Raw genomic sequence first — 13,269 nt, 5'->3', positions numbered from 1 at the left:
GCCCGGTCACACCCGCCCGGTGATGCCCGCGAGCATCACGGCCAGGCGGTCGCCGAGACTGCGCGGCCCCGCGGCGGCAGCGGCGCCCCGCGCCAGCCGCCGCAGGTCCCGCCGCGCCAGCACCGCTGGCAGCGCGGCGGCGATGGCCTGGCGCCCGAGTGGCCGCAGCGCGGCACGGCCCTGCGCCAGCGGCGTCTCAGCGGCCGAAGCCAGTGCCACGACCACCGGCCGTGCCGAGTCCGGCGCCTGCACCACCGTCTCCGCCGTCAGCCCGGCCTCCGCCAGCACATCCTGCGGCAGCAGGCAGCGCCCCTGCCCGGCGAGCGCCGCCACGCTGCGCAGCACGCCGGCCAGCCCATAGGCCGCGCCCGCCTGCTGCAGCGCCGGCAGCAGCGCCGGCGGCGCCCCCAGCAGCCGCCCGGCCGCCACCGCGAAGCCGCCCGCCGTGCCGCGCAGATAGGCCGCGAAGGCCTCCCGCGTCGGCATGCCCGCCTCCTCAGCCTCGGCCTCCCGCGCATCGGCCAGGGCCAGCAGGTCGGCGGCATCGAGCATGCCGGCGGTGATCGCCGCATGCAGCGGCGCGGCCACCTCGTGCCGCCGGGGCGGCCTGCCCTCGGCGGCGTGTTCCACCGCCTCGCGCCACCATTGCAGACGCATCAGCGCGATCAGCGGCGTCTTCGCCGCCTCCCGCGCCCGGGCCAGTTCGTGGTTGTAGGCGATCAGCGCGAACAGCGCCTCGCGCCGCTCCGCCGGGGCGAACAGCGCGCAGAGGAAGCGGTCGGGGTCGTGCCGCCGGGCGAAGGCGGCGACGGCGGAGAGCTCGGAAGCGGCAACCATGGCCGCCTTATGCCCGCCCCTTGCTTGACGCGCCACGGCACCCCGCCTAGCTGTTTCGTCGGCCCCCGGACCGCGCAACACCCCTGCTGCATGCGCGTTGCTCAGTCGCGTTCCCCGGGGCAGCTTCCCCAGAACCACGAGGAGACACCCCCATGGCCTTCAGCCTGCCGCCGCTCCCCTATTCCACCAATGCGCTCGCCGGTCAGGGCATGTGCCAGGAGACGCTCGAGCTCCACCACGGCAAGCACCACAACGCCTATGTCACCGCGCTCAACGGCCTAGTCGAGAGCAAGGGCCTCGCCGGCAAGAGCCTGGAGACGATCGTCGCCGAGGCCGGCAAGGCCGGCACCGACGGCCTGCCGGTGCTGAACCAGGCCGGGCAGCACTGGAACCACATCCTGTTCTGGCAGGTGATGTCGCCCAAGGGCGGCGGCGACAAGCTGCCGGCCAAGCTGGCGGCCAAGATCGACCAGGACCTCGGCGGCCTGGCGCCGTTCAAGGAGGCCTTCAAGCAGGCGGGCGTGACGCAGTTCGGCTCCGGCTGGGCCTGGCTGGTCATCGGCGCCGACGGCAAGCTGAAGGTGACCAAGACCCCGAACGGCTCCAACCCGGTCGCCACCGGCGAGGGCACGCCGATCCTCGGCGTCGATGTCTGGGAACACGCCTACTACCTGGACTTCCGCAACGTCCGGCCGAACTACCTCGACAACTTCCTGAACAAGCTGGTCGATTGGGAAGTGGTCGAAGGCCTGATGCAGCAGGGCGGCCTGAAGTCCGGCCAGGCGGCGTAGGGCTTTCCGCCTGCGTGGACGGAAGGGGCGCCCGGGCAGCCGGGCGCCTTTTTCATGTCCGCAGGCTATTCCTGGTCGAAGACCGGCGGCTTGGCCAGGCCGGGCGCGAATCGGGTGAAGGCGTCGGCCAGCATCGCCGGCCAATGCGCGGTGCGCGGCGGCGCCAGGTAGACCGGCATGCCCTGGTCGAGCAGCATCAGGAACAGCCTTTCGCTGCCGGCGTCGAAGGCCATGAACAGGCCGCGCTCGGTGCAGCCGGCGGGTTCCGGCGTGTCGGCGCAACCCCAGCCGACCAGCCAGCGGTCCTCGACCAGCGCGACCGGCGGGCCGGCCAGGCGCAGGCCCTCATAGACCTGCTGCTGCCGCCCGCGCGCGGCGCCGCGCAGCAGCGTTCCCACCGCCGGCTGCGCCGCGAGCTGCACCAGCGTGCCGCCGGCCGCCTGCCGCGTCGCCGCCGCCTCGGGCGAGGCGGCGCCGGCCGGCCCGGCCAGAGCCAGCAGGAGCAGGGCGGCGAGCGGCCTCAGGCCTTTGCGCCGGAGTCGTTGGCGCCGACCGGCTTCAGCACGTCGCCGATGGTCTGGCGCAGGACGCTGACACGGACGTTCGGGGCGATCTCGATCTCGACCTCGTCGACGCCGTCCTTCACCACGGTGACCTTGCCGAAGATGCCGCCGGCGGTCAGCACGCGGTCGCCGCGCTTCAGCGCGGCGAGCAGGGCCTTGTGTTCCTTCTGCTTCTTCTGCTGCGGGCGGATCAGCAGGAAGTAGAAGACGGCGAAGATCAGCAGCAGCGGGGCGATCTGGGTGACCATCGCCAGGCCGCCACCGAGGCTATCCTGCGCATAGGCGGGGGAGATGAGCATCCGGGCGATTTCCTTGTGGTTCCGGCACTTGCCGTATGAGGCGCCGGCAAACTAGCTTCCGCCCCCCTCCCGTCAAGTGCGGCCCCCTTTCCGGAAACCACCATGGACATCGCTTTGATCACCCGTATCGTGGCGGCGCTGGAGCGCCTGGCCCCGCCGCCGCCGCCCGCGCCCCGGCTGGAGGGCGCCGACGCCTTCGTCTGGCATCCGTTGCCGCATCCCCGCCTGTCCCCCGTGCCGCGGGTCTCCCGCGTCGAGATCGGCCTGCTGCAGGGCATCGACCGGCAGAAGGACCTGCTGGTCGAGAACACGCTGCGCTTCGCCCGCGGCTATCCCGCCAACAACGTCATGCTCTGGGGCGCCCGCGGCATGGGGAAATCCTCGCTGGTCAAGGCCGCGCATGCCGCGGCGAATGCCGAGCGACCGGGCAGCGTCGCGCTGATCGAGATCCACCGGGAGGATATCCGCACGCTGCCCGACCTGCTGAACATCCTGCGCGCCCAGGACCGCCGCGCCCTGGTATTCTGCGACGACCTTTCCTTCGAGAAGGAGGATGCCGACTACAAGGCGCTGAAATCCGTGCTGGACGGCGGCATCGAGGGAAGGCCGGCCAACGTGCTGTTCTACGCGACGTCGAACCGCCGCCACCTGATGTCGCGCGACATGATCGAGAATGAGCGCAGCACGGCGATCAACCCGAACGAGGCGGTGGAGGAGAAGGTCAGCCTCTCCGACCGCTTCGGGTTGTGGATCGGCTTCCACAATTGCGACCAGCCGACCTATTTCGCCATGGTCGAGGGCTATGCCGCGGCCCTCGGCATCGACCTGACCGAGGAGGAGCTGCGGCGCCAGGCCAACGAGTGGTCGGTGACGCGCGGCGGCCGGTCGGGCCGCGTCGCCTGGCAGTTCATCCAGGACCTCAGCGGGCGCCTGGGGCTCGCGGTCTGAGGCCGGCGGCGGGGGGTCGCGCCCCCTGCCGTCAGGCGGCGGCGATGCGCTCCAGCCCGCCCATCCAGGGCCGCAGCACCTCCGGCACCAGCACGCTGCCATCGGCCTGCTGGTGCGTCTCCAGCACCGCGATCAGCGCCCGGCCGACGGCGACGCCGCTGCCGTTCAGCGTGTGGACGAAGACGTTGCCCTTGCCTTCGCCGGGCTTCATCCGGGCGTTCATCCGCCGCCCCTGGAAGTCGCGGCAGTTGGAGCAGGAGGAGATCTCCCGCCATGCCCCCTGCCCCGGCAGCCAGACCTCGAGGTCGTAGGTCTTCGCCGCGCCGAAGCCGGTATCGCCGGCACACAGCACGATGCGGCGCCAGGTCAGGCCAAGCTCGGTCAGCACCCGCTCGGCGCATCCGGTCATCCGCTCGTGCTCGGCGGCGCTGTCCTGCGGCCGGGTGACGGAGACCATCTCCACCTTCTGGAACTGGTGCTGCCGCAGCATCCCCCGGGTGTCGCGCCCGGCGCTGCCGGCCTCGGAGCGGAAGCAGGGCGACAGCGCGGCGAAGCGCAGCGGCAACGCGGCTTCGGCGATGATGTCGTCCCGTACCAGGTTGGTCAGCGGCACCTCGGCGGTCGGGATCAGGTAGCGGCCGTCGGTGGTCCGGAAGAGGTCTTCCTCGAATTTCGGCAACTGCCCGGTGCCGTACATGGTCGCGGCATTGACCAGGTAGGGCACGGCGGTCTCGGCATAGCCGTGCTGCTCGGTGTGCAGCGTCAGCATCCACTGGCCGAGCGCGCGTTCCAGCCGGGCGAGCGCCCCGCGCAACACGGTGAAGCGGGCGCCGGCCAGCTTCGCCGCACCGGCGAAATCCATCAGCCCCAGCGCCTCGCCGAGCTCGAAATGCTGCTTCGGCGCGAAGTTGGGGCGCGGCGGCTCGCCATGCTGGCGCAGCACGACATTGGCCGATTCGTCGGCGCCGTCGGGGACATCCGCGTCGAGGATATTGGGCAGCGCCTTGAGGATCGCGGTCTGCGCCGCCTCGGCCGCCGCGGCCGCCGCTTCCAGCGCCGCCATCTCGTCGCGCAGCGCGACGCCCTCGGCCTCCAGCGCCACGCTGTTCGCGCCGCTCCGCTTGGATTGGCCGATCTCCTTGGCCAGAGCGTTGCGCCGCGCCTGCTTGTCCTGCAGCACCTGCAGCGCGCCGCGCCGGGCGGCATCCTGGGTCAGGATCTCCTCGGCCACCGGCGGCAGGCCGCGCCGCGCCATCGCCGCGTCGAAGGCCGCAGGATCGGCGCGGACGGATCGAATATCGTGCATGCGGGCGTGGTCCCGGAACGCTGGGAGGGGGCCGGAGGGGGGAAGCCCCCCGGCTCAGGTCTTCTTCGTCTCGCCCGGCTTCTTCGGTGTCATCCACACCGCCGCCAGGATCGACAGCTCGTAAAGCCCCAGCAGCGGCACCGCCAGGCCGATCTGGCTGATGACGTCCGGCGGCGTCAGCACGGCCGCCACCACGAACATCCCCACGATGGCATAGCGCCGCCCCTTCCGCAGCGTCGCCACGTCGAGGATGCCGACCCGGCAGAGCAGGGTCAGCAGCACCGGCATCTGGAAGGAGACGCCGAAGGCCAGGATCATCTGCATGACCAGCGAGAGGTACTCGCTGACCTTGGCCTCCAGCTGGATCGGCAGCGAACCGCCGCCCGGCGGCGTCTCGAAGGTGATGAAGAAGCGCCAGGCCAGCGGGAAGATGAAGTAGTAGGCCAGCGCGGCGCCTGCCACGAACAGGAAGGGCGAGGCGATCAGGAAGGGATAGACCGCCTTCTTCTCGCTGCGGTACAGGCCGGGCGCGACGAACAGCCAGAGCTGCGTCGCCCAGACCGGGAAGCTGAAGAAGACCGCGCCGAAGAAGGCCACCTTCAGGTAGGTGAAGAAGGCCTCGTACAGCGCGGTGAAGATCATCCGCCGTTCGCCGCCGCCCTGTTCCTGCAGGATGTCGGCCAGCGGCTGGGCCAGGAAGCCGTAGATTGAGGCGGAGAAGTAGTAGCAGATCGCGAAGGCGATGCCGAAGGCCGCGACCGCCCAGAGCAGCCGCGTGCGCAGCTCCATCAGGTGTTCGAGCAACGGCATCGGCTTGTCGTCGATGATGTCTTCCGGTTCGCGCGGCACGGGCTTCGCTGCTCAGCTCTTCTGGGTCGGCGCCGGGGCGTCCGCGGGGACGGCCTCCGGCGGGACGAAGGCGGGGGCCACCGGCGGCACGGCCGCGGCGACGGGGATCGGCGGCGGAGGCGGCGCATAGGCCGGCGGGATGAAGGCCGGCGGCGCGGGCGGCAGGGCCTCGGCGCTGCCCGGCGCGGCGGAGGCACCCTCCACGGCGCCCGGCGCGGGCCCGCCCGCCGGCGCGGTGGTGGTGCTGGCGTAATCCGTCTTCAGCGGGTCCTCGGTGAAGCTCTTGCGGATCGTGCCATCCTTGTCGACGTGCTTCTCCAGGGTGTCGCGGATGTTGAAGTTGCGGATCTCGTTGATCGAGGAGCGGACCTCCTCGAGATTCGCCTCCCGCACCAGCTCATCCGCCTGGCCCTGGAACTCGCTGGCCATGCGGCGCAGCTTCTGCACCCCGCGCGCGAGGCCACGGATGGCCTCCGGCAGGTCCTTGGGGCCGATGACGACGAGCGCCACCACGCCGATCAGCGCAATCTCGGACCAGGCTAGGTCGAACATGACGTCTCCGACTGCGGCACGGGGTTCACCCTCCCCGGCGCCGCAAGCTCGCCTCCGTTAGCAGGAACCCATGGCTCCAACAATCTAGGCAGCGGTGAGGAAGGGTATCTAGGGCGCCGGGGCCGGGAATACGAAGGCCCGCTCCGGGTCCATCGCAACCGTCACCCGCTGTCCACGCGCCAGCCGGATGCCCGGCGGCAGCCGGGCATGCAGGTGCAGCAGCCCGCCGGCGCCGTCGGCCACCGCCAGGTGGACCAGGGTGGTGGCCCCCAGCAGGCGGCAGGCCTCGACCTCCGCCGGCGTGCCGCCCTCGGCCTGCACCAGCAGCCCTTCCGGGCGCAGCAGGACCTGGGCCGGCCCCTCGCCCCGGTCGGCCCCGGGGCGGGGCGGCAGGGCGCCGATCGCCGTCTCCACCCGGCCGCCCCGCACCATGGCCGGCAGCCGGTTCACCTCGCCGAGGAAGGTGGCGACGAAGGGGTCCACCGGGGCGAGGTACAATTCCTCCGGCCGGCCAAGCTGGACCACCCTCCCGCCCTGCATCAGGGCGATCCGGTCGGCCAGGAACATCGCCTCCTCGGCGTCATGGGTGACGATCATCGCCGGGATGCCGGCGGCCTGCAGGACATGCAGCGTGTCGTCGCGCACCTGCTCGCGCAGCCTGGCGTCCAGGCTGGCGAAGGCCTCGTCCAGCAGCACCACCTGCGGTCGGGGGGCGAGCGCCCGGGCCAGCGCCACCCGCTGCTGCTGGCCGCCGGACAGCATGTGGGGATAGGCGTTGGCATAGGTCTCCAGCCCGACCCGCGCCAGCGCCTCGGTCACCGCCCAGGCGCGTTCCCCGCGCGGGATGCGGTTGAGCCCGAAGCCGACATTCTCGGCGACCGTCAGGTGCGGGAACAGCGCATAGTCCTGGAAGACAAAGCCGACATGGCGCTGCTCCGGCGGTACGTCCCGCCCCGGCTCGCCGACCACCACCCCGCCCAGCTCGATCCGCCCGGCCTGCAGGGGCTCCAGCCCCGCCACCAGCCGCAGCAGCGTGGTCTTGCCGTCGCCGGATGGGCCGAGCAGGCAGAGGATCTCCCCCGGCCTGACATGCAGGTCGACGCCACGGATCACCTCCCGCCCGCCATAGGCGTGGCGGATGCCGGTCAGGCGAAGGCTCACGGCGGGGGTGCTGCGGCTTCGACCGGCGCCAGCAGCCCGCTGCCGGGCTCGTTCACCAGCTCCTCCCGCCGCGGCAGGTCGGTCAGCGCCCGCAGGCCGAATTGCTCGAGGAATTTCGGCGTGGTGCCCCAGAGGCTGGGCCGGCCGGGCACCTCCTTGCGGCCGCGCGGGCCGATCAGCCCCATCTCCAGCAGCGATTCCAGCGTGGTCTGCGACAGGCTGGCGCCGCGGATCTCCTCCACCTCGGCCCGCGTCACCGGCTGGTGGTAGGCGATGATCGCCAGGGTCTCCATCGCCGCCCGCGGCAGCCGGCGCGGCACCTCCACCACCCGGGTCAGCGCCGGGGCGAGCTCCGGCGCGGTGCGGAAGGCGAAGCCGCCGGCGACCTCCACCAACTGCACCGGCCGGTCGGCGCATTGCGCGGCGAGCGCCGTCAGCACCGCCCGGGCATCGACGCCGGGCGGCAGCGCCTGCTGCAGCCGCTGCGGCGCGATGGGGCGGTCGCTGGCGAAGACCAGCGCCTCCGCCAGCCGCAGCGCGTGGGCAAAGAGGGCGGGGTCGGGCGAGCCCTCCCCCTGGGGGGCAAAAAGGGCGGGGTCGGGCGAGCCCTCTCCCTGGGGGGCGGAGAAGGCGGGCTCGGGCGCCGCCGCTTCGGCCGCGGGGGCGGCTTCGACGGGCGCCTCAGGCGGCTCTTGCATCGGGCAATTCCTCGGCCGCCTCGCGGCGGCGGATCAGGATGGGTCCGAAGCTCTGCTCCTGCCGCAGCTCGATCGCGCCGCCCCGGGCGGTCTCCAGCGCTGCGATCAGCGTGCTGGCCAGCGCCGCGCGCTGCTCGACCGGGTCGGTCAGGCCATCCGGCAGGAAGCGTTGCAGCATCGCCCAGTCGGGCAGCGCGCCGACCAGCCGGCCGAGCCGCGCCAGGGCCTCCTGCACGGTCCAGAGCTTCCGATGCTTCGGCACGTAGGGCCGCCGCGCCAGGGCCCGCCGCCGCGCCGCGGCATAGGCCTGCAGCAGGGCGGGCAGCTCGGCGGAGATGCCGCTGCGGTCCTCGACCTTCAGCGACTCGGCCGCGCCGCGGGCGAAGACCTCCCGGCCCAGCTGCTGCCGGGCGCCGAGCCAGGCGGCGGCGGCCCGCATCCGGGCGAGCTCCGCCAGCCGGTCGGTCAGCGCCGCGGCCAGCGCCTCGGCGTCCTCCTCCTGCTCGGGATCGTCCGGCACCAGCAGGCGGGATTTCAGCCAGGCCAGCCAGGCCGCCATCACCAGCCAGTCGGCCGCCAGTTCCAGCCGCACCCGCCGCGCCTGGTCGAGCACCGCCAGGAACTGGTCGACCAGCGCGATGATCGAGATTTTCCCGAGGTCCACCTTCTGCGCCCGCGCCAGGTCGAGCAGCAGGTCGAGCGGCCCCTCGAACCCCTCCAGCCGCAGGTGCAGGGTCGGGGCCGGCTCGCTCATGCGTTGCCCGACAGGGTCAGCACCAGGTCGAAGGCCCAGCCGACGACGTTGCGCAGCGCCCAGCCGACCGGGTCGAACCCGTCGGTCAGCCGCGGCAGCAGGAAGACGCCGAACAGCACGATCAGGATGCCCCAGCGCTCCAGCTGCATGTAGGGCAGCGCCAGCGCCCGAGGCAGCAGCCCGGCGACGATCCGCCCGCCATCCAGCGGCGGCATGGGCAGCAGGTTGAACAGGCCGAGCACCAGGTTCGACAGGATGAAGAGCGCGAGGAAATACACCACCGGGTTCGAGTCGGCCGAGCCCGTCGGGTCCCAGGCCTCGACCGGATGCAGCGCCAGCCCGGCCAGCCAGGCGAGGACGAAATTCATCGCCGGCCCTGCCGCCGCCACCAGCATCATCCCCTGTCGCGGGTGGCGCAGCCGCAGGATGTCCACCGGCACCGGCTTGGCCCAGCCGAACATGAACTCGACCCGGCCGACGGTCAGCAACTGGCTCAGCAGCAGCACGCCGGGGACCAGGATGGTGCCGACCCGGTCGACATGCCGCAGCGGGTTCAGGCTCAGCCGGCCCATCCGCTGCGCCGTGTCGTCGCCGAGGCCGAGCGCGGCATAGCCATGCGCCGCCTCGTGCAAGGTGATCGCCAGGACGGCGGCGAGGATGGCGGCGACGAGCTGCGGCAGCCAGGCCGGCAGGTCCATCACGCCGAGGCCGAGGCCGGCGCCAGCCAGGCGTCCCGCGCCGCCATCAGGCTGCCGGCATCCAGCGGCCGCCGCCGCGCCAGCATCGCCGCCCGCGCCTCGGCCAGCCGGGATTCGGCGACATCCGACAGCGCCGGGCAGCCGGCCAGCGCCGCGGCGGTCTCCGCCAGCACGCCGTTGCAATGCAGCACCAGGTCGCAGCCCGCCTCGATCGCCGCCGCCGCCAGCGCGCCGGGCTCGCCGCGCAGCGCCTTCATGCAGAGGTCGTCGCTGACGAGGACGCCGTCGAAGCCGATGGCGCCGCGGATCACCTGCTCGATGATCAGCGGCGACAGCGTCGCCGGGCGCTCGGCATCCAGCGCGGCATAGAGGATATGCGCCGTCATCGCCCAGGCGCCGCAATCGGCCAGCGCCGCGAAGGGCGCGCAGTCCAGCGCCAGTTCGTCGAGCCCGACGCTGACCCGCGGCAGGTCCAGGTGGCTGTCCACCAGCGCCCTGCCATGGCCGGGGATGTGCTTGATCACCGGGATGCAGCCGGCGGCCTGCAGGCCCTCGGCGACGGCGAGGCCGAGCCGCGCCACCTCGCCCGGCTCGGCGCCGAAGGAGCGGTCGCCGATGATGTCGTGCGCGCCGGGCAGGCGCAGGTCGAGCACCGGAGCACAGACCACGTCGATGCCCAGCGCGGCGCAGTCCTGCCCGAGCAGCGCGGCATTGGCCCGCGCCGCGCCGGCCGGGCCGCCGGCGAAGGCCGCGGCGGGGGCGAATTCCGGCCAGTGCGGCGGCCGCAGCCGGGCGACCCGGCCGCCCTCCTGGTCCACCAGGATCGGCGCCTCGGCGCCCAACAGCCCGCGCAACTCGGCGGTCAGGGCGCGGAGCTGGCCGGGGTCCTCGACGTTGCGGGCGAACAGGATGGCGCCGAGCGGCGGCATGCTGCGGAACAGCGCCGACTCCTCCGGCGTGAGCCGTGGCCCCGAGACCCCGACGATGGCCGCGCGCGGCCGCATGGTCATCAGGATCAGCCCCCGACCGGGACGCAGGCCCCGCCCTTGCCCTTGACCGCCTCGCACAGCGCCTTGGCCGCGGCGGCATCCGCCAGCCCGCCGGCGCGCAGCCGGAACAGCGGCGCCTGGCCCTCGCGTTCGACCTTGCTGATGCGCGGCTGGAAGCCGGCGAGTTCGGGCACGCGCTTGGCCATGCGGTCCCATTCGGCACGGGCGGAGTCCTCGCTGGCCAGCGCCCCGAGTTGGACCATGGCGCGGCCGCTGGCGACGGGCGCCGGCGGCTTCGGCGCCGCGGCAGGCGGGGCCGCCGGTGCGGCGACCGGCGGGGCCAACGGCACGACGTTCGCGATGACCGTCTGTGCCGGAGGGGCGATCGCCGTCTGGGCCGGTGCCGGCGGGATGGCTGGCACCGGCGCCGCGGCGGGCGGCGAAGGCGGCGCCGCTTGGCGCTGCAGCAATTCGAGCTGCGGCGCTTCCGGCCCGGCGTCCAGCCTGGCGCCGCTGCTGTTGCGGCGCTCGGCCTCGCGCCGCACCGCGATCGGTTCCAGCACCAGCTGGTCCTGGTTGGGGACGACCATGCCGCCCGGATTTTCTGGCCGGACCTTCAGCGGCCGCAGGTCGGCCTCGATCACCGGCACCGGCTGCGGCCCCATGCGGGAGAGCCCCCAGGCGACCGCGCCGGCCAGCGCCACCACCCCGAGCAGCCCGCCGGCCACCGCCAGCATGCGCACCGAAATCCCCTGCTTCTCCTGGCGCGGACGCCAGGACGGAACCGCCAGATCGCTCACCGCATCTCCTCGACAGGGGTGACCCCCATCACCGCCAGCCCCGAGCGGATGACGGTGGCGGTGGCGGCGACCAGCGCCAGCCTCGCCCGCGTCGCCTCCGGTTCATCCTCGCGGATGAAGCGCAGCGTCGTATCCTCTCGGCCCCTGTTCCAGAGTACATGAAAGTCGCCGGCCAAGTCATGGAGAAAGAACGCGATTCGATGCGGCTCACGGGCCAGGGCGGCGGCTTCCACGGTGCGCGGCCAGGTGGTCAGCCGGCGGATCAGGGCGATCTCGGCCGGGTCGGTCAGGCTGTCGAGCGGCGCCAGGGCGAGATCGCCCGGCGGCGGGTCGCCGGCGCCGCGCAGCACGCTGCGGCAGCGGGCATGGGCATACTGCACGTAGAAGACCGGGTTCTCGCGCGACTGCTCGACCACCTTGTCGAGGTCGAATTCCATCTGCGCATCGGCCTTGCGCGTCAGCATGGTGAAGCGCACCGCGTCGCGCCCGACCTCCTCGATCAGGTCGCGCAGCGTCACGTAGGTGCCGGCGCGCTTCGACATGCGCAACGGCTGGCCGTCCTTCAGCACCGAGACGATCTGCACCAGCACCACGTCGAGCGGCACCGTGCCCGACGACAGCGCGCCGACGGCGGCCTGCATGCGCTTGACGTAGCCGCCATGGTCGGCGCCCCACACATGGACCAGCTCGGCGAAGCCGCGTTCGATCTTGTGCAGGTGGTTGGCGATGTCGTTGGCGAAATAGGTGCCGCTGCCATCGGACTTGCGCAGCGGCCTATCGACCTCGTCGCCGAATTGCGTGGCGCGGAACAGCGTCTGCTCGCGCGGCTCCCAGTCGTCCGGCGTCTTTCCCTTCGGCGGTTCCAGCACGCCGCGATAGATCAGGCCGCGGTCGTTCAGGACCCGCTCCGCTTCCTCCAGCCTGCCGGCGCGGATCAGCGCGGCCTCGGAGACGAAGATGTCCTGTTCGACGCCGAGCATGGCGAGGTCCTCGCGGATCGAGACCATCATGCGGGCGACGGTGACGTCGCGGATGGCTTCGAGCGCGGCGCCCGTCGGCACGCCGCCGTCGGCGGGCACCAGGCCGGCGCCGTGCTCGGCCGCCAGCGCCTCGCCCACCGGCACCAGGTAGTCGCCGCCATATTGCAGCGTGACGCCGAAGGCCTGCTCGAAGGCCTCGCGGCCGCGGTCGGAACTGGCGAAGGCAGCCAGCGGCGCGGCGGTCGGCACGGCCCCCGCCGGCGTCGCCAGCAGCGCCTGCAGGTATCGCCAGTACGCCGCCATCGCCAGCGCCGCCACCTGCGCCCCGGCGTCGTTGATGTAGTATTCCTTCGTCACGTCCCAGCCGGCCTTGGCCAGCAGGTTGGCCAGCGCATCGCCCACCACCGCGCCGCGGCAATGCCCGACATGCATCGGTCCCGTCGGATTGGCCGAGACATATTCCACGTCCACCCGCCGCCGCCCGCCGACCGTGCCGTCGCCGTAGCGGACATCCTCGGCCAGGATCACCGGCAGCTGGGCGCGCAGCACATCGGCCCGCAGGCGGATGTTGACGAAGCCGGGGCCGGCCGGCGTGGCACTCTCGACCTCGGGCAGCGCAGCGAGCTTTTCGGACAAAGCCGCGGCCAGCTTCGGCGGCGCCTGCTTCGCCAGCCTGGCCACCACCATCGCGCCGTTGGTTGCCATGTCGCCATGGCTGGCATCGCGGGGCGGCTCCATCTGCACCCGGGCGAAGGCCTCGCCCGGCAGGTCGGGCAGCAATTCCGCCAGGGCGGCAACGGTGCGGGCGCGGAGCGCGGCAAAGAGGTCGTGTTCGATCATGGTGGCGCGGGTGTAGCAGGCCCGCCCCCGGGGCGACAGGACGCCCGCGGGGCTGCGGAATTGAAGCGCCTGGACCCCACAATTCCGTGGAATTTCCCTCAACTTCCTTGAGGCCAAGGCGGTCCCGATCGCCGCGACCCGGCGGCGGACCTCGGGCCCGGCCGATCCGGCTTGAGGAATTCAGGAATTGAGCATTTGAAGCGC

Annotated in this window: 15 protein-coding genes; 2 read left to right on the top strand and 13 right to left on the bottom strand. The window is 72.7% G+C overall.

Features of this window, described 5'->3' with window-relative positions:
• Nucleotides 1-6 precede the first annotated feature (6 nt).
• The gene (locus ACFQS7_RS22060; protein ID WP_380069296.1) at nucleotides 7-837 is read right to left on the bottom strand and encodes a squalene/phytoene synthase family protein; all 831 of its coding nucleotides are present in this window, start codon (nucleotides 835-837) and stop codon (nucleotides 7-9) included.
• Between the two features lie 152 nt (nucleotides 838-989).
• On the opposite strand from ACFQS7_RS22060, the gene ACFQS7_RS22055 reads away from it, so the two are divergent.
• Nucleotides 990-1,628, top strand: coding sequence for a superoxide dismutase (locus tag ACFQS7_RS22055; protein ID WP_380069295.1), 639 nt, complete (start codon nucleotides 990-992; stop codon nucleotides 1,626-1,628).
• 65 nt (nucleotides 1,629-1,693) lie between these two features.
• Here the strand turns inward: ACFQS7_RS22055 and ACFQS7_RS22050 are convergent, their stop codons facing one another.
• Nucleotides 1,694-2,050, bottom strand: a complete 357-nt coding sequence (locus ACFQS7_RS22050) for a hypothetical protein (protein ID WP_380069294.1) — start codon at nucleotides 2,048-2,050, stop codon at nucleotides 1,694-1,696.
• A 98-nt stretch (nucleotides 2,051-2,148) separates the two neighbouring features.
• On the bottom strand, nucleotides 2,149-2,490 hold the full coding sequence (gene yajC, locus ACFQS7_RS22045) for a preprotein translocase subunit YajC (RefSeq protein WP_380069293.1): 342 nt from the start codon (nucleotides 2,488-2,490) through the stop codon (nucleotides 2,149-2,151).
• Between the two features lie 102 nt (nucleotides 2,491-2,592).
• Between yajC and ACFQS7_RS22040 the strand changes: the two genes are divergently transcribed.
• Nucleotides 2,593-3,438 (top strand): ATP-binding protein, encoded by an 846-nt coding sequence (locus ACFQS7_RS22040; RefSeq protein WP_380069292.1) that lies wholly within the window; start codon nucleotides 2,593-2,595, stop codon nucleotides 3,436-3,438.
• Between the two features lie 31 nt (nucleotides 3,439-3,469).
• Here ACFQS7_RS22040 and serS read toward each other — a convergent pair whose 3' ends face one another.
• The 10 genes from serS to ACFQS7_RS21990 all read right to left on the bottom strand — a co-directional run bounded on the left by serS (nucleotide 3,470) and on the right by ACFQS7_RS21990 (nucleotide 13,062).
• On the bottom strand, nucleotides 3,470-4,744 hold the full coding sequence (gene serS / locus ACFQS7_RS22035) for a serine--tRNA ligase (protein WP_380069291.1): 1,275 nt from the start codon (nucleotides 4,742-4,744) through the stop codon (nucleotides 3,470-3,472).
• Between the two features lie 54 nt (nucleotides 4,745-4,798).
• Nucleotides 4,799-5,593, bottom strand: coding sequence for a twin-arginine translocase subunit TatC (tatC, locus tag ACFQS7_RS22030; RefSeq protein ID WP_380069290.1), 795 nt, complete (start codon nucleotides 5,591-5,593; stop codon nucleotides 4,799-4,801).
• A 12-nt stretch (nucleotides 5,594-5,605) separates the two neighbouring features.
• The gene (gene tatB / locus ACFQS7_RS22025; protein ID WP_380069289.1) at nucleotides 5,606-6,145 is read right to left on the bottom strand and encodes a Sec-independent protein translocase protein TatB; all 540 of its coding nucleotides are present in this window, start codon (nucleotides 6,143-6,145) and stop codon (nucleotides 5,606-5,608) included.
• Nucleotides 6,146-6,253: 108 nt separating this feature from the next.
• On the bottom strand, nucleotides 6,254-7,306 hold the full coding sequence (locus ACFQS7_RS22020) for an ABC transporter ATP-binding protein (protein WP_380069288.1): 1,053 nt from the start codon (nucleotides 7,304-7,306) through the stop codon (nucleotides 6,254-6,256).
• On the bottom strand, nucleotides 7,303-8,004 hold the full coding sequence (gene scpB / locus ACFQS7_RS22015; protein WP_380069287.1) for an SMC-Scp complex subunit ScpB: 702 nt from the start codon (nucleotides 8,002-8,004) through the stop codon (nucleotides 7,303-7,305). Before scpB ends, ACFQS7_RS22020 begins: the two co-directional genes overlap by 4 nt.
• A complete protein-coding gene (locus ACFQS7_RS22010; protein ID WP_380069286.1) occupies nucleotides 7,988-8,758 on the bottom strand; it encodes a segregation and condensation protein A in 771 nt (256 codons plus the stop codon). The genes scpB and ACFQS7_RS22010 overlap by 17 nt, the downstream gene beginning before the upstream one ends.
• Nucleotides 8,755-9,456: a site-2 protease family protein gene (locus ACFQS7_RS22005; RefSeq protein WP_380069285.1), complete on the bottom strand. Its 702-nt coding sequence runs from the start codon at nucleotides 9,454-9,456 to the stop codon at nucleotides 8,755-8,757. The genes ACFQS7_RS22010 and ACFQS7_RS22005 overlap by 4 nt, the downstream gene beginning before the upstream one ends.
• Nucleotides 9,456-10,466 (bottom strand): beta-N-acetylhexosaminidase, encoded by a 1,011-nt coding sequence (gene nagZ / locus ACFQS7_RS22000; protein ID WP_380069284.1) that lies wholly within the window; start codon nucleotides 10,464-10,466, stop codon nucleotides 9,456-9,458. Before nagZ ends, ACFQS7_RS22005 begins: the two co-directional genes overlap by 1 nt.
• 5 nt (nucleotides 10,467-10,471) lie before the next feature.
• Nucleotides 10,472-11,245 carry an SPOR domain-containing protein gene (locus ACFQS7_RS21995; protein WP_380069283.1) on the bottom strand — a complete coding sequence of 258 codons (774 nt, stop codon included), beginning with the start codon at nucleotides 11,243-11,245 and terminating at the stop codon, nucleotides 10,472-10,474.
• Nucleotides 11,242-13,062, bottom strand: coding sequence for an arginine--tRNA ligase (locus ACFQS7_RS21990; protein ID WP_380069388.1), 1,821 nt, complete (start codon nucleotides 13,060-13,062; stop codon nucleotides 11,242-11,244). The genes ACFQS7_RS21995 and ACFQS7_RS21990 overlap by 4 nt, the downstream gene beginning before the upstream one ends.
• Between the last annotated feature and the right edge of the window lie 207 nt (nucleotides 13,063-13,269).

The sequence above is a fragment of the Dankookia sp. GCM10030260 genome, from assembly GCF_042666655.1.
Classification (GTDB): Bacteria; Pseudomonadota; Alphaproteobacteria; order Acetobacterales; family Acetobacteraceae; genus Paracraurococcus.
Note: the sequence above shows the minus strand (reverse complement) of the source record. Positions and strands in the feature narration are given on the sequence as shown.